Here is a 23,232-nt window from a genome sequence, read left to right as displayed (position 1 = left end):
CGTCCTCTGAATGCGGTCCTTGCGCGTGCAACTACCGCATTCAGAGGACGAAACGCGGGCTAGACGGGGGCCACCTCCACCGGGATCCCGTTCAGGACGGCGTTCCCGGACGGCACGTCGAGCAGGGTTTCGTCGGCGACCAGGTTCGAGTTGACCCCGGCGTGCGCCGCGGCGACCTTCGTCCGCGTTCCGTCGAGGTCGTGCCCCCAGCCGTGCGGCATGCTCACCACGCCGGGCCGGACGTCGGCCGTGACCTCCACCGGCGCTTCGAGTTTGCCCGCCCGCGAAGTCACCGATGCGAGCCCGCCGTCGGTCAGCCCGAGCCGGGACGCGTCGTCCGGATGCACCTGGACGGTGCACCGGTTCCCACCGCGCACCAGCGGCGTCAGGTTGTGCATCCACGAGTTGTTCGAGCTCAGATGCCGTCGCCCGATCAGCAGCAGCCCGCCGTCGGGCGCCTTGTCCAGCTCCGCGCGCAGCCGCGGCACATCCTTCGTGATCGCCTCCGGGGCCAATTCGACCTTCCCGCTCGCGGTGACGAGCGCCTCGGGCAGCCGCGGCTTGAGCGCGCCGAGGTCGATGCCGTGCGGGGCGGCTTCGAGGTCGGCCAGGCTCAGTCCGTACGGTCCGCCGCGCAGCATCAGATCGATCATCCGTGCCGGTCCCGTGCGACCTTCGGCCAGCGAGAGATCGACGCCGGTGCGTCGCGCCGTTTCGCCCGCGACCATCGTGTCGAAGGCGGCGACGTCGACGTCCGGGCCCTGGCCGGCGGCGATCCCGGCCAGCCGTAGCAAGGTCACCCACTCCTGCGGCATGTCCGTCTCGAGCGTCTGCGGCGTCCAGTTCGCGACATTGCGCACGGCGAGCGCGTACAGCGCGACGTCGTAATGCGGCCGCTCCAGCGGCGACGGTCCGGGCAGGATGACGTCGGCGTGCCGCGTGGTCTCGTTGAGGTACACGTCGAGCGAGACCATGAAATCCAGCTGCCGCAGCGCTTCCGAGAGCCGCGCGGAGTTCGGCGTGCTCAGCGCCGGGTTGCCGCTGATGGTCACCAGCGCCCGCACCTGGCCTTCGCCGGGCGTCTCGATCTCGTCCGCGAGCGTGGCCACCGGCAGTTCGCCGAGCACCTCGGGATACCCGCGCACCCGGCTCGTCCAGCGGCCGCTGGTGAACGGCGACGACCGGCGCGGCCGCCACAGGGCGGGCAGCGGGAACATCACGCCGCCTTCGCGGTCGAGGTTGCCGGTCAGCGTGTTGAGGACGTCGACCAGCCAGCTCGCGATGGTGCCGTACGCCTGGGTCGTGGTGCCCATCCGGCCGTACACCGCGGCGCGTTCGGCGTCCGCGAGGTCGAGTGCGATGCGGCGGATCTCCGCGGCGTCGATCCCGGTCGCGGGCGCGACCGCCTCCGGCGTGAACGGCTCCGCGAGCGCGCGGACCTCGTCGACACCGTCGACGTGTTCGCCGGGACGGACGCGGTTCTCCGCGAACAGGACGTTGACCAGCGCGAACAGGAACAAGGCGTCGGTGCCTGGCCGGATCGCGTGGTGCTCGTCGGCGAGCTGCGCGGTCCGGGTGCGGCGCGGATCGAGGACGACGATCTTGCCGCCGCGTTTCTGGATCCCGCGCAGCTTTCCGCGGGTGTCCGGGGCGGTCATCAGGCTTCCGTTGGACACCAACGGGTTCGCGCCCAGGATCAGCAGGTGCTCGGTGCGGTCGAGGTCCGCGACGGGGATGGTCTGCGGGTCGCCGAACAGGTAGCCGGAGGAGAAGTGCTTCGGCATCTGGTCGACCGTGGTCGCGGTGTAGAAGTTCCTGGTGCCCAAGGCTTTGAAGAACACGCGGCCGTAGAGCACCAGCGCCGAGTTGTGCACCGTCGGGTTGCCGGCGTAGACCGCGACGGCGTTCCGGCCGTGTTCGTCGATGATCGGCCGGAGCCGCCGGTCGATCTCGGCGAACGCTTCGTCCCAGGTGACCTCGACGAACTCGCCGTCCCGTTTGACCAGCGGCGCGGTGAGCCTGTCCGGGTCATGGTGCAGCGCGCCGAGCGAAGCGCCCTTCGGGCAGATGTAGCCCTTCGAAAAGACGTCCTCGCTGTCGCCCCGAACCCGGGTCACCAGGCTCTTCTCGTCGATCGTCACCTCCAGACCGCAGGTGGCTTCGCAAAGCGGGCAGGTCACGTGCGCCGTGGTCATGAAGCACCTCGCGGGTCCGGGAATCATCCCAACATACTGAGCGGTATGTCAGCGGGCAAGGGATGATGGCCCGATGACTGCTCTCGCCGACCGGGCCGCGACCGCCGAGCGCGCGATCCGCGACCGGCATCTGCGCCGCGTGTGGGGGCTGCCGGGGACCGTGCTGGGCTGCAGCGGCTGGCCGCCCTCGACGGGGCAGCGCGTCCATTGGCACTGGAACTACTGGTGGCAGGCGCATCTGCTGGAGACCCTCGTCGACGCCCAGTTGCGGGATCCGTCGCCGGATCGGCTGAAGCTGATCGACCGGTTCGTGGTGTCCGTGCGGCTGCGCAACTTCGGCAAGTGGATCAACGACTACTACGACGACATCGCCTGGCTCGGCCTCGCGCTGCAACGCGTGGGGCATCTCGGGCTGGACGTCCGCGGTGGGCTGGAGGCGATCAGTTCGCGGCTGCGCGAAGGCTGGACCGACGACGCGGGCGGCGGGATCTGGTGGCGCGTCGGCGACGACTTCAAGAACGCGCCCGCGAACGGCCCGGCCGCGATCTTCCACGCTCGCGAAGGCTCCATGCAGCACGCTCGCGGGTTGACCGACTGGATGACCGAACGGCTCGTCGACCCGGAAACCGGACTGGTGTGGGACGGTCTACGCGTCGGCAGTAACGAACTGGTGAAGCATATTTTCACCTACTGCCAAGGTGTGTACCTCGGCGCCTGCCTTGAACTGTCCGAAATGGACAGAGTGGAGCACACGATCCACGCGGTCGCGGAACACGTCGCGCCGAACGGCGTGATCCGCGGGCAGGAAGGCGGCGACGGCGGCCTGTTCGGCGGGATCCTCGCCCGATACTTGGCGCTCGCGGCGCCGCTGCTGCCGAGCGGGGTGGCGCGCGACCTGGTCATCCGGTCGGCTGACGCGTGCTGGTCGGGTGCCACCGAGACGCCGCACGGGCCGCTCTTCAGCGCCGACTGGGCGACTCCGGCGCCTTCGCTACCCCTCGCCGCCGACGCTCCCGAACGCGACCTGTCCGTCCAGGTGAGCGCGTGGATGCTGCTCGAAGCCGCGGCCACCCTGGAACACCGCATTTAGTCCTCTGAATGCGGGTCACCAGACGTCGCCGGAACGCCAGTCGCAGGTGATCTCCCCGTCCAGATCCAGCGTGACCCCCACCGGCAGCACATGGATCGACCCGTCCTCCTCCTTCGTCGCCTCGATGCCCGTAGGCGTCATGGCCGACGAAGTCCCGCGCCACAGCAGCCAGCCCCGCGACGCGTAGAACTCCAGCGCCTCGTCGGACGCCGAAAGCGCCCCGAGGTCGTACGCCTTCCGCAGGACCCGCTCCAGCGCGTCCATCATCGCGGCGCCGTGCCCACGCCGCCGGTGATCCGACCGGACGGCGACCGCCTCGATATAACCCGTGCGGAGGACCCGTCCGTCGTGCACGAGCCGCCGCTGGACCAACGACGCGTGCCCGATCAGCTCGCCGGCCTCCCAGACGAGCGTGTGCATGCCGCCGAGGGCGTTTTCCCAGTCGTGGTCACTGAAATCGCCGTCGAAAGCGTCGTCCAGCAGAGCGCGTGCCGACGTCAGCACGCCTGCTTCGAGGTCGGCGGTGTGCACGGTCCACAGGTCGGTCATTCCGCCATCATCACCCGGCGGCGGGCTTCTCACCAGCGACTTGTGATCAGCAGCCGCACGACTGCCGGTGGATGAACCGCGGCGCGAGCCGTACGGATTCGGGTCGTCGCTCAGGGTCGGTGATCCGGGCCAGCAGGAGTTCGACGGCCTTGCGCCCGATCTCCTCGATCGGCTGCGCCATCGTGGTGACCGCCGGGGTCACCTGCCCGGCCCACTCCATGTCGCCGTAGCCGACGATCGCGAGGTCGCGCCCGATCCGGATGCCGAGCCGGTGCGCCTCGTACTGGACGCCGATCATCATCGCCTCGCTCGCCACCACGAGCGCGGTCGGCGACGGCCAGCTGTCGAGCAGTTTCGCGGTCGCGGCGGCCGCGCCGCCGGGGGTCGACCGCCCGCACGCGACCAGCTGCGACGTCCACCGCAGGCCGGAGCGGCCGAGGCCGAGCCGGTAGCCCAGAGCCCGCTCCTCGTAGGTGGTCACGTCCTCTTCGCCGGAGATGAAGCCGATCTTGCGGTGCCGCAGCCCCGCCAGGTGCCGCACGAGCGCGCACACGGCCTGGATGTTCTCGGAACCGACCTGGTCGACGTCGTTGCGTCCGGCCATCCGGTCGACGAGCACGGTCGGCACACCCATCCGGACCAGCCCGTTGATCACCGCTTCGTCGCCGGCCGCCGGGACGAGCAGGACACCGTCGACGCGGTCCGCCCGCAGCGCGCGGATGACCGCGGCTTCTTCGGCGACGCTGTCCCCGGTGTCGGCGAGGGTGATCTCGCAGCCGTGACGGCGCGCGGCGCGGCGGATGGCGCGAACGAGTTCACCCGAATACGGGTTCGCGTGCATCGCCATGGCCACCCCGAACCGGTGGGTGACAGGGGTGTCCTCCCACAGGGGTAACGCCGGGGACAATGCGGTCATCGCTCCACGCCTTCATCCGAGCTTGAATGACGGTAACGGCTGACGGAGCGTCACTCGGCGGCGAGACCGGAAAGTCTCCCAACAATCATCAATGTGAGTGAACGAGGGCGCATCCGCAGGACGCACGATGGCGGAGCGTAGGCGGAATCCGCATCGTCTGGGCCTTGCGTGCGGGATCGTTGATGCGGGCGAGCAACAGACGCACCGCCTGTGTGCCTATCTCCTCGATCGGCTGGGCCATCGTGGTCAGCGGCGGGTCGACCAGATCGGCCCACTCGACGTCGTCGTAGACCACCACCGGCAGGTCGACACCCGCGCGCAGGCCGCGGCGCCGCAGCTCGTGCAGCACGCCGACCATCATGGTGTCGTTGGCGACCACGAGCGCCGTCGGCGGCTCCGGGAGCGCGAGCAGTGTGCTCAGCGCGAGCGCGCCACCGGCCTGCGAAGACTGCCCGCACGCGACCAGGTCCTCCGACCAGGTCAAACCCGAGCGCCCGAGCCCCAGCCGATAGCCGAGGATCCGCTCCTCGCTGGTGCTCAGCCCGGCCGTGCCGCTGATCATGCCGATCCGCTGATGCCCGAGCGACGCCAGATGCGCCGTCAGCGCCGACGTCGATTGGATGTTCTCCGCGCCGACCTGGTCGACGTCGGTGCGCGTGGAGAGCCGGTCGATGAGCACGGTGGGGACGTCGAGCGAGACGAGCTCGCCGATCACCGAACCGTCGCCCGGCGACGGCGTGATCAGCAGCCCGTCGACCCGGCGCGAACGCAGCGTCCGCACGGTCTCACGCTCGGTGTCGACGGTGTCGTGCGTGTCCGCGAGCAAGACCGTGTACCCGGCGAGCGCGGCCTCGCGTTCGATCGCCTGGATCAGCACGGCGAAGTACGGGTTCGCGATCAGGGAGATCGCGACGCCGATCGACCGCGTCCCGCCGGTCACCAGCGAGCGGGCGATGGCGTCGCCGGTGTAGCCCGTCTGCTCGATCGCGCGCAGCACCGCCAGTTTGGTGTCCTCGGCCACCGCCCTCGTCCCGTTGACCACGTGGGAAACGGTGGTGATCGAGACTCCCGCCAGCTCGGCGATGTCGCGTTGGGTGGGACGGGACGAGCGAGACGGCGGCATTACCAATCCTCGTGAAGTCAGCTGGCAAGCGTTTGCGCAAACGCTTGCGACTGAGCATAACCCTGTCTACCTTCCGGTCCATCACGGACAGCCTTGAATCGGAGGGCATCCCCCATGAGACAGCGCAGTCTCGCCGCGCTCGCCCTGGCCGCCGCCTTGACGGTGACCACGGCCGGGTGCACCGTCGAACGCCACTGGGGTGGCGGCTCGAACGCAGGCGGCGGTGGCAAGGCCAAGGTCGGCCTGGTCACCAAGACCGACACCAATCCCTACTTCGTGGAGCTGAGAGCGGCCGCCAAGGCCGCCGCCGAGGCCAACGGCGCGGAGTTCAGCGCGCTCGCCGGCCAGTTCGACGGCGACAACGACGGTCAGGTCCGGGCCATCGAGAACCTCATGCAGCAGGGTGCGAACACCATCCTGATCACGCCGAGTTCCTCGACCGGCGTCCTCGACGCCATCGACCGCGCCCGCAAGGCCGGGGTGCTGGTCATCGCGCTCGACACGGCGACCGAACCGGACACCGCCGTCGACGCCACCTTCGCCACGGACAACTTCGAAGCCGGACGCCAGCAGGGCGCGTACGTCAAGGCCGCCCTGAACGGCAAGCCGCCGAAGCTGTTCATGGTGGACGGCACCGCCGGGTCCACAGTGGACACCCAGCGGCACACCGGGTTCCTCAAGGGCATCGGGCTCACGGACGCGTCGCCGGAGATCAAGGGCAAGACCCCCGCGAACGGCGACCAGAGCCTCGCGCAGCAGGGCGTCGAGAACCTGCTGCAGCGCACCACCGACATCAACGCGGTCTACACGATGAACGAGCCGATGGGCCGCGGCACCTACGCCGCGCTCCAGGCCCGCGGCCTGGTGAACCAGATCGTGATGGGCTCGATCGACGGCGGCTGCGAAGGCGTCAAGAACGTGCGAGACGGCCAGTACGCCGCGACGGTCATGCAGTTCCCCAAGAAGATGGCCGAGCAGGGCGTCCTCGCCGCCGTCGAATACGCCAAGACCGGGAAGAAGCCGAGCGGGTTCGTCAACACCGGTTCCGCGGTGATCACGGACAAGCCGATCCCCGGCGTGGAAAGCCAGGACACCAAGTGGGGCCTCGAGAACTGCTGGGGGACGAAGTGACTACCGCAACCCTCAAAGGCAACGAACGCCCGTCCATCGGCGAGTTCTTCCTGCGCGCGCCCGCGGTCGGGCCCGCGCTGGCCCTGCTCGTCGCGATCGTGGTGTTCTCGCTGTCGACGGACACCTTCCTCGACCTCGACAACCTTTCCCTTGTGGTGCAACAGTCCCTGGTGGTCGGCACGCTCGCGCTCGGGCAGACGCTGATCATCCTGACCGCGGGGATCGACCTGGCCAACGCGGCCGCGATGGTGCTCGCGACGCTGATCATGGCGAAGCTCGTGGTCGGCGGCGTCTCCGGGATCTGGGCGCTGCTGCTGGGAATCGTGGCGACGGTGGTGATCGGGATGGTCACCGGTTCGCTGGTCACCCGGATCAAACTGCCGCCGTTCATCGTCACGCTCGGCCTGCTGACCGTGCTCACCGCGGCCGCGAAGCTGTTCGCGAGCGGGCAGGCCGTCCCGGTCGCCGACGAACTGCTCAAATGGCTCGGCACCCGCCGGTACCTCTTCGGCGGCATCCCGATCACCTACGGCATGACGCTCGCTTTGCTGATGTACCTGGGACTTTGGTACGCGCTCACGCGGACGCCGTGGGGCAAGCACGTCTACGCGGTCGGCAACGCGCCGGAATCCGCGCGGCTGTCCGGGATCAAGGTCAACCGGACGATCCTGTCGGTGTACATCGTCGCCGGGGTGATCGTCGGGATCGCCGCCTGGCAGGCGCTCGGCCGCGTGCCGAACGCCGACCCGAACGCCTTCCAGCTCGGCAACCTCGACTCCATCACCGCGGTGGTGCTCGGCGGCGCGAGCCTGTTCGGCGGCCGGGGTTCGGTACTCGGCACGATGATGGGCGCGCTGGTCGTCGCGGTCCTGCGGTCCGGGCTGACCCAGCTCGGGGTGGACGCGCTCTACCAGGACGTCGCCACCGGCGCCCTGCTCATCGGCGCGGTCTGCGTCGACCGGTTCGCGAGGAGGCAGCAGTCATGACGACGCCCACGTTGTCCGCTCAGGGACTGGTCAAACGCTACGGCCGGGTCACCGCCATCGACGGCGCCGACTTCGAGCTGTTCCCCGGTGAGGTGCTCGCCGTCGTCGGCGACAACGGCGCCGGGAAGTCGAGCCTCATCAAAGCCCTTTCGGGCGCGGTGATCCCGGACGCCGGAGAGATCAAAGTGGACGGTCGGACCGTCCACTTCAAGTCCCCTTTGGACGCTCGGCACTACGGGATCGAGACGGTGTATCAGGATCTCGCCGTCGCCCCCGCGCTCGACATCGCGTCGAACATGTTCCTCGGCCGGGAAAAGCGGCGCACGGACCTGTTCGGGAGAGTGTTTCGCAAACTGGATAGCGCCGCCATGCGGGCCGACGCGCAGCGGATCCTGGACGAGCTCGGCATCAACATCAAATCCATCACGCAGCCGGTGGAGACGTTGTCCGGCGGGCAGCGCCAGGGTGTCGCGGTCGCGCGGGCGGCGGCCTTCGGCACCAAGGCGGTGATCATGGACGAACCCACCGCCGCGCTCGGTGTCGCCGAATCGGGCAAGGTGCTCGACCTGATCAACCGCATCCGCGAACGCGGCCTGCCGGTGGTGCTGATCAGCCACAACATGCCGCACGTGTTCGACATCGCCGACCGTATCCACGTGCACCGCCTCGGAAAGCGGGTCGCGGTGGTCTCACCGAAGACGCACACCATGAACCAGGTCGTCGGCCTGCTCACGGGTGCGCTGAAGATCGGTGAGAACGGCGAGGTCGAAGAGGTCGCTTCAGCCGTCCACACGGGCCTGTAGTGAAGGTGCTGCTGGCGGGCCTGTGCACCGTCGACCAGATCCAGCGCGTCGCCGAGATCCCGGCGCCGGGCGAGAAGGTGCGTTCGCTGTCGATGGACGTCGCCGCCGGGGGGCCGGCGACGAACGCGGCGGTGACCGTGGCCGCGCTCGGCGCCGGGGCGACGTTGCTGACGGTCGCCGGTGCGCATCCGCTGGCGGCACTCGCCCGCGCCGACCTCGAGGCGTACGGCGTCGACCTGGTCGACCTCGATCCCGAACGCCCGGATCCGCCCGCGATCAGCGCCATCGTCGTCCGCGATTCCGACGGGGAACGCACCGTCGTCTCGCGCAACGCCCACGCTTCCTCGCGTTTCGTCCTCTCGATGCGGTCCTTGCACGCGCAACTACCGCATTCAGAGGACGAAATGCCGGGGTGTGTGCTCCTGGACGGGCACCATCCGGAGGTCGCGCTGGCGGTCGGGCGCTGGGCGAAGGATCGGAAAGTGCCGGTGGTGCTCGACGCCGGGAGCTGGAAGCCGGTCTTCCCCGAACTCCTCCCGCTGGTCGACGTCGCCGCGTGCTCGTCGCTGTACCGCGGGGACGATCCGCGTGAGCACGGCGTGCCGGTGGTCGTCACGACCGCCGGGCCCGAACCGGTCCGCTGGTCGACGACGGACGGATCCGGTGCAGTTCCCGTTCCCGTCGCGCGGGCGCGTGACACGCTGGGCGCGGGCGACGTCTGGCACGGGGCTTTCGCGTACGCGGTCGCCAGGGGCACAGGGGATGTCCCGGGCTGGATCGGGTTCGCCAACGAGGTGGCCGCCGAACGGGTGCGGCATGAAGGACCGAGGTCGTGGACGGCCGCGGTCGCGAAGATGGGAGAAGGACAGCCATGAGTGCCATGCCTCCGGTGTTCGAGGACCTGTTGAGCAGGGCTCAGACGCTGGCGAAGCCGGGACAGCGCAGTGTGCTCGGCATCGTCGGCGCCCCCGCGTCCGGCAAGACGACACTGGCCTGGGGCCTGGCGAAGGCGCTGGGCACGCGGGCGGCCGTGGTCGGGATGGACGGGTTCCACCTGGCGCAGGTCGAACTGCAGCGGCTCGGGCGGGTGGAGCGCAAGGGCGCGCCGGACACCTTCGACGCCGCCGGGTACGTGCACCTGCTGCGCAGGCTCGCCGAAGGCCGCGAGACGGTCTACGCGCCCGAGTTCCGCCGGGAGATCGAGGAGCCGATCGCCGGCGCCGTCGCGGTCACGCCGGACGTCCCGCTGGTCATCACCGAGGGCAACTACCTGCTCATGCAGGACGACCCGTGGAGTGGCGTGAAGCCGATCCTCGCCGAGTCGTGGTTCCTCGCGCCGGACGAACCCGAGCGCATCGAGCGGCTCGTCTCGCGGCACCGCCGCTACGGCCGTTCGCTGGTCGAAGCGCGTCGCCGCGCGCTCGGTTCCGACCAGCGCAACGCCGATCTGATCGCGTCCACCAGCGACCGGGCCGACCTGGTCCTCGAGAACCTGCCGCTGGTCAACTTCGCCATATGATCCGGTCATGACTGGGGTTCTCGTCGTCACCGGCGGAAGCAAGGGCATCGGCGCGGCGGTCTGCGAACTGGCCGCCGCGCGCGGATACGACGTCGTCGTCAACTACGCGGGCGACGCCGAAGCGGCCGAAGACGTCGCTTCGCGCGTCCGGAAGCACGGCGTCCAGGCGATCACCCAGCGCGGTGACGTCGCGTCCGAAGACGACGTGGTGGCCCTGTTCGACGCCGCCGTCGCACTCGGCCCGCTCGCCGGGGTGGTCGCGAACGCGGCCATCACCGGCAACACCCCGGGCCGCTTCGACGAGTACGAGGTCGACGTCGTCCGCCGCGTGGTCGACGTCAACGTCACGGGAGTCTTCCTGTGCGTCCGCGAGGGCATCCGCCGGATGTCCACCCGGTACGGCGGTGCGGGCGGCTCGATCGTGACGGTGTCCTCCACCGCCGCGAAAACCGGTTCACCCGGGGAGTGGGTCCATTACGCGGGCACCAAGGCGGCGGTGGAAACGATGACCTACGGCGTCGCGCAAGAAGTCGCGAAAGAGTCCATCCGGGTCAACGCCGTCGCGCCGGGCATGATCCACACCGGATTGCACGCCGCGGCGGGGATGCCCGACCGCATGGACCGGATCGCCCCCACCATCCCGATGGGACGGGCGGGTGAACCCGGCGAAGTCGCGGAAGCCGTGCTGTGGCTGCTTTCCCCGGCGGCGTCGTACACCACCGGGACGGTGCTGACCGTCGGCGGAGGACGTTGACACCCGGGGCCACGGACCGGTCACGGGGCGATATCGGGTCCGCGTGCGGTTCAGCCACTTTTTAACACCCTTTCCCGGCGGATATCACGATTCATGTGGGAAGTCGGCGGATCACCTCGTGGCCCGAGGCGCCTGTGTCACCCTGGTGGCGCCCCCAAGCTTCTTGATCAGGACGGTCATCCCCGATGTCCAAGCTCATGTCTGTGCACCACCTGGCACTCACCGTGACCGATGTGGACCGGAGCGTGCCCTGGTACGCCCGTGTGCTCGAGCTCGAGGAGTTCACGCGTCGCGAGGACCCGGAGACGGGACTGCGGAAGGTCGTGCTCAGGTCGCCGAGCGAAGGTTTCGCCGTGGTGCTCGTCGAGCATCAGGACACCGAGCGGCCGCGGTTCGACGAACGACGGACAGGTCTGGACCACGTGGCGTTCAAGGTCTCGTCGCGGTCGGAACTGGCCGAATGGGAAGCGCGGCTCTCGGAATACGGCGTCGTCTATTCGCCGTCGAAGGGATCGCGGACCTTGGAAGGCTCGTCGGTCATCGTGTTCCGCGACCCCGATGGGATCCAGCTGGAGATCTGGGCGGATCCCGAGGTCTAGGGGGTGCTCTGTTCCGGCTCTTCGGCGGGACGCCGCATCTCCTGGCGGTAGCGGATGAAGCCGTAGGCCGTACCCACCACGAAGAACGCGATGCTGATCCACAAGGCCGCCGTCTTGACCCACGGCAGCTGGTCCAGCAGACCGGCGCCGTAGTAGCCGAGCAGGACCAAGGTCGGCACCCAGAGCAGCCCGCCGAGCGCGGTCGCGAGGGCGAAACGCCGCGGATCCATCCGCGCGGTCCCCGCGATGAGCGGCGCCAGCGTGCGGATCCACGGGATCCAGCGCGCGGCGACGATGGCGAAGAAACCCTTGCGATCCAGGAACGCCCTGGCGCGGTCGAGGTTGTGCCGGTTCAGCACCTTGCCGCCGCGGCGGGCGATCAGTTTCGTGCCCGTGCCCCGGCCGATGTAATACCCCACCTGGTTGCCGAGGATCGCGACGAGCAGCGCGGCGGCCGAGAGCAGCCACGCGTTCAGGTCGGAGCCGTGCTGCGCGAGGACGACTCCGGCCGCGAACAGCAGGGAGTCGCCGGGCAGGAACAGCCCGATGATCAGCGCGCACTCCACGAAGATGAAGCTCAGCACGATCACCCAGACGAGCACCGGCCCGGCGGTGTCGAGCCAGCTCACCCCGATGCCTGCGGCCTCGGTGTACACCTCACTCACGACGCGAGCCTACGTGTACTCGGCGAACCGCACTTCACCGAACGGTGGAATCGGGGTGTCCTGAGCCCTGTGACCCGCTCCGCACGGTGGTCGTGACCTCCCCGTCGGGCGGGTTCGCGTGCTTGAACGGACGACACACGTGATCGGGCGGACGACACGCGTGTCCAGCCGGACGACACACGGCGGGACCCCTCGACGCACGCGTGTCGTCCATCCCGTCACGCGTGTCGTCCGTCGGATCACCCGTGTCGTCCTTTCAAGCACGGGAAACCCCCGATGCAATGAAAGGTCCTTTCCTCGCAAAATTTGCGAGGAAAGGACCTTTCATTGCGTTGGTGACTAGTGCTCGACGAGCTCGTCCAGCGCCTGGTCGTAGCTCAGCCGGACGTCGTGTTCGGCCTGGTCACCGCCCAGCAGTTCCACCCGGCTGGTCGCCGGCGGGTAGCCGCTGGCGATCACCGTGTAGGTCCCGGCGGGCAGGTCGCTGACCGTGTAGTTGCCCTCCGCGTCGGTCCTCGCCACGGCGGCGACGCCGCCCGAGGAGTCGAGCACGGTGATCCGCGCGTCCGGCACCACCCGGTCGCCGTCGGTGCGGGCGACCCCGCTCAGCAGGATCGTGCTGACCAGTTCGACGTCGTGACGCAGCATCCCGGAGCCGGTGGCGGTCAGCGTCGCCGCGACCGGCCGGAACCAGCGGCCGCTGGCGACGATCGTGTACCGCCCGCCCACGATGCCGGCGAACGAGTAGACGCCGTTCTCGTTGGTGTGCGTCCTGGCCACCTGATTGCCGTTGTGGTCGATCAGGGTCAGCGCCGCACCCGCGACGTTCGTGGCGTCGTCCCGGCGGACATGCCCGCTGATCTGCGCGGATCCCGCCCGGTAGGCGCCGTTCCCGTTGGTCATGGCGTGCTTGCCGGGCTCGACCGGCGCGGTCACGACGGTCTTCTCGGAAGCCGTCTCGACAGGCACGTCTTCCTCTTCGAGGAGTGCTTCGCCGCCTTCGAGAGCCGAGGCCGCCGAAGGAGCCGAGCCGCCGAGCAGCGGGATCTCCTTCATGAACATCAGCACCAGCGTCGCCAGCAGCGCGACCGCACCCGCCACGTAGAACACCGTGGTGATCGACTCGGTGAAGCCGATCAGCACCGGGGTCTTGATGGCCTCGGGCAGGCTCGCGATACCGCTCGTGTTCGACTGGATGTCGCCCAGCGCCGCCGCGCCGGGGCCGCTCGGCGGGTTGCCGCCGAACGCCTTGGTGATGTTGCCCGGCAGGACGTTGAACAGGATCGTCAGGAACACCGCGACACCCGCGGTACCACCGATCTGCCGGAAGAACGTCGCCGACGCGGTCGAGACGCCCATGTCGCTGCGCGGGCCCGCGTTCTGCACCGCGATGATCAGCGTCTGCATGCAGGCACCGAGGCCGAGACCGATGATCGCGGCCGCGACCAGCGGGTGCCACAGCGCGCTGTTGTACTCGACCTGCGCGAAGAAGAACGCGCCCGCCGCGATCAGCAGCGTGCCGACCACCGGGAACACCTTGTAGCGCCCGGTCTTGCTGGTGATCTGGCCCGAGATGATCGAACCGCTCATGATGCCCGCCATCAGCGGGATCATCAGCAGACCCGATTCGGTCGGCGAGAACTCCTGAACCACCTGCATGTACTGCGGGATCATCATGATCGCGCCGAACATCGCGACACCGACGATGATGCCGCCGACGATCGCGACCGTGAAGGTCGAGTTCTTGAACAGCCGCAACGGGATCAGCGCCGCGTCCTTCATCAGCTTCTCGATGAAGACGAAGGCGATCACGCCGATACCGCCGATGATGTAGCAGATGATCGCGTTCTGCGAGCCCCAGCCCCACTTGTTGCCCTGCTCGGCGACGATCAGGAACGGCACCACGGCGACGACGAGCGCGAGCCCGCCCCACCAGTCGATCTTGTGATCGTGGCGCTGGTGCGGCACGTTGAGCACGCGGGCCACCACGAACAGCGCGACGATCGCGATCGGCACGTTGATCAGGAACACCCAGCGCCAGCCTGCGATGTCGTAGCCGAAGACGCTGCCGAGCTTGTCGAAGTCGGCGAAGAAACCGCCGAGCACCGGGCCGAGCACGGTGGAGATACCGAACACGGCGAGGAAGTAACCCTGGTAGCGGGCGCGTTCCCGCGGCGGCACGATGTCGCCCATGATCGTCATCGCCAGCGACATCAGACCGCCGGCGCCGAGGCCCTGGATCGCGCGGAACGCGGCCAGTTCGTACATCGACGTCGCGAACGCCGAAGCGATCGAGCCGACCAGGAAGATCGAGATCGCCGCGATGTAGAACGGCTTGCGCCCGTAGATGTCGGACAGCTTGCCGTAGATCGGCGTGACGATCGTCGAGGTGATCAGGTAGGCCGTGGTGATCCAGGCCTGCAGGTCGAAACCGTTGAGATCATTGGCGATCCGGACGATCGAGGTACCCACGATCGTCTGGTCGAGCGCGGCGAGGAACATGCCCGACATCAGGCCGATCAGGATCGTGACGATCTGACGGTGACTGAGCCGGGGACCATCTTCGTGGATGGCTGGCGGACTTTCTACGGTGGAACTCATTGCTTCAGGCCCCCTTGGCCTTCGACGCCGACGCGGGGTCGGCGAACTGTGGAGATGTTTTTTCGAGGTCGTCGTTCAGCCGGTGGAACAGCGAGTTGAGGGTCTTCCGGTCGTCGTCGGACCAGTCGCCGAGCACCTCGGCGAGCCACTGGTTCCGCTGCTTGCGGTTCTCCTCGAACACCCGGAGCCCTTCGGCGGTCGGTGCGAGCAGGCAGGCACGGCCGTCTTCGGGGTCGGCCAGGCGTTCGACCAGTCCGTGCTGGACGAGGGAACTCGACTGCCTGCTGATGGTCGAGATCTCGGAGTGCAGGAACTCGGCGAGTTTGCTGGTCCGCTGGGGGCCGACGTGGATGAGGCAGAAGAGGATCGCGTACGCGGCCCGCTCGATGCCGTCCGGTCCCTGCTTGGACACCTGGGACTTGGCCCGGTTGACCAGGCGCACGAGCCGCACGAGCTCATGCCCGAGGGTGTCGGCCAGATCGAGGTCGGACTTCGACCTGGTGCCGGGTGTCGTGGGTGTCATGGTGGTCTCTCTCGCCGGTTGCTTGGTCACTGCAACTAGTTGTCTAGAGCAAGGATGTTCCTCTCAAAGGAGGTTCGCAAGGAGAAAGCGATGTTGTGTGTCGGATGACACTTTAGTTGCCGCATGCAAGCACATTTATTCGCGCATGTTTGTCCGATTCGCCCTGAGCTGCACTTTTGCTTTGATGGAGTCATGACCGACTCCGCGCTCTACGCGATCCTCGCCCGACGAAACTTCGGCACCCTCGCCACCATCAAGCGTGATGGGCGGCCGCAGCTGTCTACCGTCAACTACCTCTACGACGCGGACGCGGGCGCGATCCTGATCTCGATCACCGCGCCGCGAGCCAAGACCAAGAACCTCCAGCGCGATCCGCGGGCGACGTTCCACGTTTCGACCGAGAGTGGCGACGGCTACGTCGTCGTCGAGGGGCCGGCTGTGCTCACGCCGACCGCCGCTTCGCGTGACGACGCGACCGTCGACGCGCTCGTGGACCACTACCGGCGAGCGCGGGGCGAGCATCCGGACTGGGACGAGTTCCGCGACGCCATGGTCGCCGACCAGCGGGTGCTGCTGACCATCCCGATCGAGCGCGTCTACGGGATCCAGATGTAGGTGCCCCGCATTCAGTCCTCTGGATGCGGTAGTTGCACGCGCAAGGACCGCATCCAGAGGACTAAATGCATCAGCGGGCGATGCGGGCCTTGATCTCGTCGAGCCGGTCGAGGAGGGGGCTCGCGTCGTCCCGGCCGAGCGCGGCCCGCAGATAGAGGCCGTCGCCCACCAGGATGACCAGTTCGGCGGTCAGCGGGTCGTCGACGTGCTCGCTGATCAGGTCGTGGACCTTCTGGTTGTAGACCTGCACGACCTCGGACACCCGGGGTTCGTTGAGCATGATCCGGATCGTCGCCATGGTCGTGCGATGCAGCGCTTTCTGCTGCGTGACATCGGTGATCGCGGTCCGCAGATACCAGGAGACGACGCCTTCGGGCGCCTTCCGCGCCTCTTCGAGATCCGCTTCCGACAGCGTGGCGAGACGTTCCATCAGGCCGTCGACCAGCGCTTCCTTGGAGCCGAAGTGGTAGAGCAGGCCGCCCTTCGACACCCCGGCGTGCGCGGCGACGGCGTCGAGGGTGACCCCGCCGGGGCCTTGCTCGATGAGGATCTCCTCGTACGAGTCGAGGATGCGTTCCTTCGCGGTGGGCTTCGCCATATCAGTTGACTATACCGTCTGGACGGTTTACCTTCGAACGAGGCGGTAACTGTACCGTCCAGACGGTTTAGCTTAAGGAGAGTGCGCCATGGCGGGGCGCAAGCAGTGGTGGGCGTTGGCGGTACTGGTGCTTCCGGTGCTGCTGATCAGCGTGGACATGACGGTGCTCGGGTTCGCGCTGCCGTTCCTGTCCGAGGATCTGGCGCCCACCGGTGCGGAGCAGTTGTGGATCGTCGACATCTACTCGTTCATGCTGGCGGGCCTGCTGGTCCTGATGGGCACGCTCGGCGACCGCATCGGCCGTCGCAAGCTGCTGCTCATGGGTGCCGCGGCGTTCGGTGCCGCGTCGGTGCTCGCGGCCTTCTCTACCAGCGCGTTCATGCTGATCATCGCCAGGGCGCTGCTCGGCGTCGGTGGCGCGACGCTGATGCCGTCGACGCTGTCGCTGATCCGCAGCATCTTCGTCGACGCCAAACAGCGCCGGATCGCGATCGCGGTGTGGAGCGCCGGGTTCTCCGGCGGGATGGCGCTCGGGCCGGTGCTCGGCGGCTGGCTGCTGGAGCACTTCTGGTGGGGCTCGGTGTTCCTCATCAACGTCCCGGTGATGCTGGTGCTGCTGATCGTCGGACCGTTCGTGCTGCCGGAGGCGCGCGACCCGAAGCCGGGCCGGTTCGACCCGCTGTCGGCGCTGCTGTCGCTGGCCGCGATGCTGCCGGTGGTCTATGGCATCAAGCTGGTCGCCGAACACGGCTTCACGGTGAAGGCCGCCGTCAGCGTCCTGATCGGGCTCGGACTCGGCGTCGTGTTCGTCCGCAGGCAGAACAGCCTCGACGAGCCGATGCTCGACCTGAAGCTGTTCTCGAACCGGGCCTTCAGTGGCTCCGTCGTGACGAACATGCTCGGCGTGTTCGCCATGGTCGGCCTGCTGTTCCTGGTGCCGCAGTACCTGCAGCTGGTGCTCGGGCTGAGCCCGGTCGTCGCCGCGCTGTGGATGCTGCCGGCGACGGTCGCCGGTATCGCCGGTGCGCTCCTCGCGGCTTGGCTCGCGAAGCGGATCCGGGTGTCCTTGCTGGTCAGTGGCGGTCTCTTGGTCGCGGCGGTCGGCTTCCTCGCCTTGACCCAGGTGTCGTCCGGCGGCGGGCTCGCGTACGTCGTCGTGGCGTTCACGCTGCTCGGGGGTGGTGTCGCCTTGTCGGAGACGCTGACGAACGACCTGGTCATCTCGGCCGCTCCGGCCGAACGGGCGGGCGCCGCTTCGGCGATCTCCGAAACCGGGTTCGAGCTGGGTGGCGCGCTCGGTACGGCCATTCTCGGCAGTGTCGCGACGGCGGTCTACCGGTCCGGCCTGCCGGAGGGCACGGCCGAGTCGGCTCGGGACACGCTGGGCGGCGCGGTGGCGACCGCGCAGCAACTCGACCCCGCCGCGGGACAGGCGCTCCTGGAATCGGCTCGCGAGGCCTTCACCCAGGGCATGCACGTCACCGCATGGGCGGGCGTGGCCGTGCTCGTCTATACAGGTGTTCAGGCCTTTGTTCTGCTAGATCGGAAAAAAAATTCCGCAGTGCGGAGCTGATCCGGCTTACCATGAGGGCATGAACAACCATGCCCTGGTCACCCGCCTCCGCGAGCAGCTCGGCGACGCCGCGGTGCTCACCGACACCGATGTCACGGACGCCTACTCGCGCGACATGATGCCGCTGGCCGCCAGCGGCAAGCCGCTCGCGGTGGTCCTGCCGTCCGACGTGGAAGGTGTGCAGGCCGTGGTCAAGGCCTGCGCGGAGTTCGAGGTGCCGATCGTGCCCCGCGGCGCCGGCAGTGGTCTGTCCGGCGCCGCGAACGCGATCGACGGCTGTGTCGTGCTGGTGCTGACGAAGCTCGACCAGATCGTCGAGATCGACGAAGGCAACCGGCTCGCCGTCGTGCAGCCCGGCGTGGTGAACCTCGATTTCCGCAACGCGGTGGAGAAGCACGGCCTGTTCTATCCGCCGGACCCGTCCAGCTACGACTGGTGCACCATCGGCGGGAACCTGTCCACCAACGCCGGTGGACTCTGCTGCGTGAAGTACGGCGTCACCACGGATTCCGTGCTGGGACTGGAAGTCGTGCTCGCCGACGGCTCGGTGCTGAAGACCGGGCGCCGCACGGTGAAGGGCGTCGCGGGGTACGACCTCGCGCGGCTCTTCGTCGGCAGTGAGGGCACTCTCGGCGTGATCACGCAGGCGACCGTCGCGCTGAAACCGTTGCCGCAGTTGCCTTCCACGCTCGTCGCCGCCTTCAACAGCACGGAGGCCGCGGGCGAGGCCGTCGCGCGGGTCGTGCGCGAAGGTCTGGTGCCGTCGCTGATGGAGATCATGGACGCGACGTCCATCAAGGCCGCCGAGGCGTACCTCAAGACCGACCTCGGCACGAGTTCGGACTGCAAAGCCTTGCTGCTGGCGCAATCCGACTCCGGCGGCGAGGTCGCGCGGAAGGAACTCGCGGTGCTGGAACAGATCTGTGTCGACTGCGGCGCGGATCTGGCCTACGCCACCGAGGATCTCGAAGAGGGCAAGATGCTGCTGCAGGCGCGGCGGGTCGTGCTCACCGCGCTGGAGATGTACGGCGTCTGGCTGACCGACGACGTCTGCGTGCCGCGCACGCGGATCGCCGAACTGATCGCCGGCTGCGAGAGGATCAGCGAAGAGGTGGGGTTGCGGATCGCCGTCGTCGGCCACGCCGGTGACGGGAACATGCACCCGACGATCGTCTACGCACACGATTCCGAGGAGGAGTTCGCCCGCGCGCGGGTCGCCTTCGACGCGATCCTCGACGTGGCCCTGTCGCTGGGCGGGACGGTCACCGGCGAGCACGGCATCGGCCGCATCAAACGCGAGTGGCTGGCCAAGGAGATCGGCGAGGTCGGGATCCAGGTGCACCGGCAGATCAAGCGGGCGCTGGACCCGGGGAACCTCTTCAACCCGGGCTCGATGTTCTCCCTCTGACGCGGGAGTGCGGGGTCCGGATCACCCGGGAGGCCTCCCGCCCGAAACGCTCCTGAACGCCATGAAAGGTCCTTTCCTTGCAAAATTTGCAAGGAAAGGACCTTTCATGGCACGAGAGCGGGGAGAAGCGGGTCAGTCGCGGACGCGCGGGATCTGCTGCGTCGCGTCCATGTCCGCGGCCGGGGCGGCGGCTTCGTGCTTCTTCTCGCGGCGCGCCTTCAGGTACTCGATCACGATCGGCACCACCGAAACCAGCACGATCAGGATGAAGATCGCGTCGACGTTGTCGCGGATGAACGCGACACCGCCGAGCAGGTGGCCGAGCGCGGTGATCCCGGCGGCCCACAGGATGCCGCCGATGACGGTGTAGGTGAAGTACTTCTTCGGGTCCATCTTGCCGATGCCGGCGATCCAGGTGATGAATGTCCGCACGAACGGCACGAACCGCGCCAGCACGACCGCCTTCGGCCCGTGCTTCTCCAGGAAGGCATGGGTCTGGTCCACGTACTTCTGGTTGAAGAACTTCGAATCCGGCTTGCGGAACAGCCAGGGGCCGACCTTCCAGCCGAGGCCGTACCCGACCGCGTTGCCGAGCAGCGCGGCGACGGTGACCAGGACGCACACCAGCCACAGCGGCGCCTCGATCGAACCGTTCGCGATGAACAGGCCCGCGGTGAACAGGAGCGAGTCACCGGGCAGCACCGGGAAGATGCTGCTCTCGATGAAGATGATCAGGCAGAGCACGGTGATGACCGGGACGGTCAGCCCGCTCAGCAGGTGCTGCGGGTCCAGCCACTCCGGCAGGAGGCCCATCGTCGTCACGTTGTTCTGCGCCAGGATCACACCAAAACGGTACAGGGTGACGCAGAGTGCCTTGACCCGGCGGGAGACCCCGCTCAGATCAGCGTGAGCAGCCCGATCACCGAACCGGCGGCGAGCCCCAGCAGCACGGCCAGCAGCAACACCCAGTACGCGGGCAGCGGCGGGCTGCCCGGCGAAGGCGCAGGAGGCGGTGTCGGGCGCTCCGCCAACCTGGCCGTTTCCGCGTCTTCCAGCGCGACGCGCTCTCGCTCGAGCGAGTCCGCGCCGGCTCCGGACAGCAGGCCGTACTGCAGCGGCAGTTCGTGTTCGCCGGCGGATCCGAGATTACTCTCGGTGTCCGTTTCGACCGGTTTGTCGGTGGTCGTCTCGGAGATCCGCTCCGCCGAAGGGGCGAAGACGGCCTGAGCGCGCAGGGCATCGGCTAGGAGCTTCTCCGGGTCCTTGGGCTCGCTCATCCGGGACTCCTTTCGCCGCTACCCGTCGCTGACCGACACACCGCCTTCGATGGCGCTGCTCAATGTAGCCGCAGCGTCGTCTTCGACCCACTTGCCCTGACGAAGCACCTTGACCGGCCGCAGGTCGCGGTCGAGCACGACGAGGTCGGCCGCGAGCCCGGCCCGCAGCGAGCCGGTCCGGTCGGCGATGCCGAGCAGTTCGGCGGGGCGCCCGGAGGTCGCGCGGACCGCGTCGAGCAGGTCGATGCCCGCGCCGCGCACGAGGTTGCGGAAGGCCGCGTCCATGGTCAGCGTGCTGCCCGCCAGTGAACCGTTCCCGGCCAGGGTGGCGACGCCGTCGCGGACGTCGACCTCGAGGCGGCCGAGGATGTAACTGCCGTCGGCGGCGTCGGTGGCCGACATGGCGTCGGTGATGAGCACCGTCCGGCCCTTGCCCGCGTGGTGCGCGGCCAGCCGCAGGACGGTCGGGTGCACGTGGACGAGGTCGCAGATCAGTTCGACGGTGATGCGCTCGTCGTCGAGGAGGGCGCCGATCGGGCCCGGCTCGCGGTGGTGGAGCGGCCGCATGGCGTTGAAGAGGTGTGTCGCGACGGAGGCGCCCGCGTCGATCGCGGGGATGATCTGGTCCTCGACGCCGTCGGTGTGCCCGATGGCGGCGATGACGCCCGATTCGGCCAGTTGCCGGACGGCCTTGATCCCGCCGTGCAGTTCGGGGGCGAGGGTGACCATCCGGATGTCGCCGCGGCCCGCGCCGAGCAACGCGTTGACCGTCGCCGTGTCCGGCTCGATCAGCGTCGCCGGGTCGTGCGCCCCGCAGCGCGCCTTCGAGATGAAGGGTCCTTCAAGGTGAATTCCGGCAAGTTCACCCTCTTGGACCAGCTCACGAAGGGCCGCGATCTGGTCCCTGAGCACCGGGATGGGGTCCGAGACCAGACTGCCGAGCATCGTCGTGGTCCCGTGCCGCCGGTGCGCGCGGACCGCGCGGAACAGCTCCTCGGGGTTCGCGCTGGAGAACGATCCGCCCCCACCGCCGTGGCAATGGGTGTCGACGAAGCCCGGGACGACCAGGCCGCCCTCGACGTCCACATAGTCGGCACTGCCGATGTCCGGGGGTGTCCCGGAACCGACTTGGACGATCTTGCCGCCGGCGATAGCCAGCCAGCCGTCGTCGAGTACACGGTCCGGGGCGACGACCCGGCCGCCCGCGATCACGAAATCTCCGGCGCCTCTCACGCCCCCCAGCATATATTGGTCTGGACCAAGCATGGCGGCACAACCCAGCGGTCGAGATGAAGGCCGGGCATCAGTTCGGTGACTGCATCGCTTTCTGCAGTGCTTCGAGCGCCCGGCTGGCGGTTGACTTAACGGTACCTTTCGAAATCCCGGCGGCCTCCGAGATTTCGGCCTCACTCAGCCCACCGTAGTAACGGAGGACCAAAACCTCGCGCTGGCGAGGGGGCAGTTTGGACAAAGCGCTCACAACGGCCTGATGTTCACTCGACAGCATGGCGAGGCTTTCGGCCGAACGCGCGTTGACGGCGTGCGGCGCGACGTACTCGCGCGCGGTCTTGCGGCGGCGCAGCACGCTGCGTGAGCCGTTGACCACGGCGGTGCGCAGGTATCCGACGGCCGCGGCGGCGTCGCGCAGGCGCCCCCAGTTGCGGTGCAGCCCGGTGAAGGCCTCCTGGACGACGTCTTCGGCGGTCGCCGGTTCGTCCACGAGCAGGATGGCCAGCCGGACGAGCCGCATCCGGTGCTGGCGATAGAGATCCTCAAGGGTCAGCGGTGCCGCAGGCGGCGGTGGCGTGACCGGTCCGTCCATGGTGCGCAAGTGGCCGAGGGTCGCCTCGACACTGCGTTCCGCATTGCCCTCGAGCATGTACCCCTACCTGTTCATTTACCCCTTTGAAGCACAACCTGTGCGTGGCGCTCGATCAGCGTATCGGGTGGGGCGTGACTCCTGCCTGGTCGGATCCTGAGAAGCTGGGAGGCGTCTGTCGGAACGACCTTGGAGATGTCGATGGCCTGGTTCCTGGTGGAGATCACGTACGTGCAGGAGAAGCTGGCGGACGTGCGTCCCCGGCACCGGAAGTTCCTCGCCGACCTCGCCGACCAGGGCGTCGTCGCGCTCGGCGGCCCGCTGGGCGACGGCTCCGGTGGCATCTCGATGTACCAGGCGGCCGACGAGGCGGCGTTGATGGAGATCATCGACCAGGACCCGTACCACCTCGAAGGGGTCGTGGCGAAGCGGACCGTGCGCGAGTTCAAGCCGGTGATCGGCGCCTGGGTCCCCAAGGAAGCCTGACA

General features: G+C 68.4%; 24 protein-coding genes. 12 read left to right on the top strand and 12 right to left on the bottom strand.

The annotated features are described in order from the left end of the window. Positions 1 to 59 precede the first annotated feature (59 nt). Positions 60 to 2,195: a molybdopterin oxidoreductase family protein gene (locus tag AMK34_RS15495; protein WP_073845817.1), complete on the bottom strand. Its 2,136-nt coding sequence runs from the start codon at positions 2,193 to 2,195 to the stop codon at positions 60 to 62. A gap of 73 nt (positions 2,196 to 2,268) precedes the next feature. Here AMK34_RS15495 and AMK34_RS15490 point away from each other — a divergent pair, with 73 nt between their 5' ends. After that, entirely contained in the window at positions 2,269 to 3,285 is a 1,017-nt protein-coding gene (locus AMK34_RS15490) for a glycoside hydrolase family 76 protein (protein WP_073845816.1), read from the top strand. Positions 3,286 to 3,300: 15 nt separating this feature from the next. On the opposite strand, the gene AMK34_RS15485 is transcribed toward AMK34_RS15490, so the two are convergent. The 3 genes from AMK34_RS15485 to AMK34_RS15475 all read right to left on the bottom strand — a co-directional run bounded on the left by AMK34_RS15485 (position 3,301) and on the right by AMK34_RS15475 (position 5,873). Next, on the bottom strand, positions 3,301 to 3,834 hold the full coding sequence (locus tag AMK34_RS15485; protein WP_038521590.1) for a GNAT family N-acetyltransferase: 534 nt from the start codon (positions 3,832 to 3,834) through the stop codon (positions 3,301 to 3,303). 46 nt (positions 3,835 to 3,880) lie between these two features. After that, entirely contained in the window at positions 3,881 to 4,750 is an 870-nt protein-coding gene (locus AMK34_RS15480; RefSeq protein ID WP_038521587.1) for a LacI family DNA-binding transcriptional regulator, read from the bottom strand. 88 nt (positions 4,751 to 4,838) lie between these two features. Beyond that, a complete protein-coding gene (locus AMK34_RS15475) occupies positions 4,839 to 5,873 on the bottom strand; it encodes a LacI family DNA-binding transcriptional regulator (RefSeq protein WP_037334537.1) in 1,035 nt (344 codons plus the stop codon). A gap of 114 nt (positions 5,874 to 5,987) precedes the next feature. Between AMK34_RS15475 and AMK34_RS15470 the strand changes: the two genes are divergently transcribed. The 7 genes from AMK34_RS15470 (at position 5,988) to AMK34_RS15440 (ending at position 11,665) form a co-directional block, all read left to right on the top strand. Then, entirely contained in the window at positions 5,988 to 7,004 is a 1,017-nt protein-coding gene (locus tag AMK34_RS15470; protein ID WP_038521584.1) for a substrate-binding domain-containing protein, read from the top strand. After that, positions 7,001 to 7,990, top strand: coding sequence for an ABC transporter permease (locus tag AMK34_RS15465; RefSeq protein WP_037334541.1), 990 nt, complete (start codon positions 7,001 to 7,003; stop codon positions 7,988 to 7,990). The genes AMK34_RS15470 and AMK34_RS15465 overlap by 4 nt, the downstream gene beginning before the upstream one ends. Next, positions 7,987 to 8,793 (top strand): ATP-binding cassette domain-containing protein, encoded by an 807-nt coding sequence (locus tag AMK34_RS15460; protein ID WP_038521581.1) that lies wholly within the window; start codon positions 7,987 to 7,989, stop codon positions 8,791 to 8,793. The genes AMK34_RS15465 and AMK34_RS15460 overlap by 4 nt, the downstream gene beginning before the upstream one ends. 5 nt (positions 8,794 to 8,798) lie before the next feature. Beyond that, entirely contained in the window at positions 8,799 to 9,668 is an 870-nt protein-coding gene (locus AMK34_RS15455; RefSeq protein ID WP_083649913.1) for a PfkB family carbohydrate kinase, read from the top strand. Continuing rightward, positions 9,665 to 10,312 carry a nucleoside/nucleotide kinase family protein gene (locus AMK34_RS15450; protein WP_038521576.1) on the top strand — a complete coding sequence of 216 codons (648 nt, stop codon included), beginning with the start codon at positions 9,665 to 9,667 and terminating at the stop codon, positions 10,310 to 10,312. Before AMK34_RS15455 ends, AMK34_RS15450 begins: the two co-directional genes overlap by 4 nt. A 7-nt stretch (positions 10,313 to 10,319) precedes the next feature. Next, on the top strand, positions 10,320 to 11,066 hold the full coding sequence (locus tag AMK34_RS15445) for an SDR family oxidoreductase (protein ID WP_073845814.1): 747 nt from the start codon (positions 10,320 to 10,322) through the stop codon (positions 11,064 to 11,066). 185 nt (positions 11,067 to 11,251) lie between these two features. After that, positions 11,252 to 11,665, top strand: a complete 414-nt coding sequence (locus tag AMK34_RS15440) for a VOC family protein (RefSeq protein ID WP_005160702.1) — start codon at positions 11,252 to 11,254, stop codon at positions 11,663 to 11,665. Here the strand turns inward: AMK34_RS15440 and AMK34_RS15435 are convergent. From AMK34_RS15435 to AMK34_RS15425, 3 genes are all read right to left on the bottom strand, one after another. Continuing rightward, positions 11,662 to 12,330: a DedA family protein gene (locus AMK34_RS15435; RefSeq protein WP_038521569.1), complete on the bottom strand. Its 669-nt coding sequence runs from the start codon at positions 12,328 to 12,330 to the stop codon at positions 11,662 to 11,664. The two genes, AMK34_RS15440 and AMK34_RS15435, sit on opposite strands and share 4 nt — an antisense overlap. A 339-nt stretch (positions 12,331 to 12,669) precedes the next feature. Then, positions 12,670 to 14,931, bottom strand: coding sequence for an MFS transporter (locus AMK34_RS15430; protein WP_073845813.1), 2,262 nt, complete (start codon positions 14,929 to 14,931; stop codon positions 12,670 to 12,672). 4 nt (positions 14,932 to 14,935) lie between these two features. Then, complete coding sequence (locus tag AMK34_RS15425) at positions 14,936 to 15,454, bottom strand: MarR family winged helix-turn-helix transcriptional regulator (RefSeq protein WP_037336196.1); 519 nt, start codon at positions 15,452 to 15,454, stop codon at positions 14,936 to 14,938. Between the two features lie 192 nt (positions 15,455 to 15,646). Between AMK34_RS15425 and AMK34_RS15420 the strand changes: the two genes are divergently transcribed. Then, positions 15,647 to 16,069, top strand: coding sequence for a PPOX class F420-dependent oxidoreductase (locus AMK34_RS15420; protein WP_073845812.1), 423 nt, complete (start codon positions 15,647 to 15,649; stop codon positions 16,067 to 16,069). A gap of 70 nt (positions 16,070 to 16,139) precedes the next feature. On the opposite strand, the gene AMK34_RS15415 is transcribed toward AMK34_RS15420, so the two are convergent. Next, positions 16,140 to 16,667, bottom strand: coding sequence for a TetR/AcrR family transcriptional regulator (locus tag AMK34_RS15415; protein WP_038521561.1), 528 nt, complete (start codon positions 16,665 to 16,667; stop codon positions 16,140 to 16,142). An 88-nt stretch (positions 16,668 to 16,755) separates the two neighbouring features. On the opposite strand from AMK34_RS15415, the gene AMK34_RS15410 reads away from it, so the two are divergent. Both AMK34_RS15410 and AMK34_RS15405 read left to right on the top strand, forming a co-directional pair. Continuing rightward, a complete protein-coding gene (locus AMK34_RS15410; protein WP_073845811.1) occupies positions 16,756 to 18,240 on the top strand; it encodes an MFS transporter in 1,485 nt (494 codons plus the stop codon). Between the two features lie 19 nt (positions 18,241 to 18,259). Continuing rightward, positions 18,260 to 19,648 carry an FAD-binding oxidoreductase gene (locus AMK34_RS15405; RefSeq protein WP_038524810.1) on the top strand — a complete coding sequence of 463 codons (1,389 nt, stop codon included), beginning with the start codon at positions 18,260 to 18,262 and terminating at the stop codon, positions 19,646 to 19,648. 132 nt (positions 19,649 to 19,780) lie between these two features. Here AMK34_RS15405 and AMK34_RS15400 read toward each other — a convergent pair whose 3' ends face one another. The 4 genes from AMK34_RS15400 to AMK34_RS15385 form a co-directional block, all read right to left on the bottom strand. Next, the gene (locus tag AMK34_RS15400) at positions 19,781 to 20,491 is read right to left on the bottom strand and encodes a DedA family protein (RefSeq protein WP_038521555.1); all 711 of its coding nucleotides are present in this window, start codon (positions 20,489 to 20,491) and stop codon (positions 19,781 to 19,783) included. Positions 20,492 to 20,544: 53 nt separating this feature from the next. After that, a complete protein-coding gene (locus AMK34_RS15395; protein WP_037334561.1) occupies positions 20,545 to 20,925 on the bottom strand; it encodes a hypothetical protein in 381 nt (126 codons plus the stop codon). A gap of 18 nt (positions 20,926 to 20,943) precedes the next feature. Continuing rightward, positions 20,944 to 22,137 carry an N-acetylglucosamine-6-phosphate deacetylase gene (gene nagA / locus AMK34_RS15390; protein ID WP_038521552.1) on the bottom strand — a complete coding sequence of 398 codons (1,194 nt, stop codon included), beginning with the start codon at positions 22,135 to 22,137 and terminating at the stop codon, positions 20,944 to 20,946. A 91-nt stretch (positions 22,138 to 22,228) separates the two neighbouring features. Continuing rightward, positions 22,229 to 22,804, bottom strand: coding sequence for a SigE family RNA polymerase sigma factor (locus tag AMK34_RS15385; RefSeq protein WP_007032484.1), 576 nt, complete (start codon positions 22,802 to 22,804; stop codon positions 22,229 to 22,231). Positions 22,805 to 22,945: 141 nt separating this feature from the next. On the opposite strand from AMK34_RS15385, the gene AMK34_RS15380 reads away from it, so the two are divergent. Then, a complete protein-coding gene (locus tag AMK34_RS15380) occupies positions 22,946 to 23,230 on the top strand; it encodes a YciI family protein (RefSeq protein WP_073845810.1) in 285 nt (94 codons plus the stop codon). Positions 23,231 to 23,232 lie beyond the last annotated feature (2 nt).

It is taken from the genome of Amycolatopsis sp. CB00013 (assembly GCF_001905755.1).
Lineage (GTDB): Bacteria > Actinomycetota > Actinomycetes > Mycobacteriales > Pseudonocardiaceae > Amycolatopsis > Amycolatopsis japonica.
The sequence above is the reverse complement of the archived record's forward strand: the minus strand, read 5'-3'. Positions and strand labels throughout refer to the sequence as shown.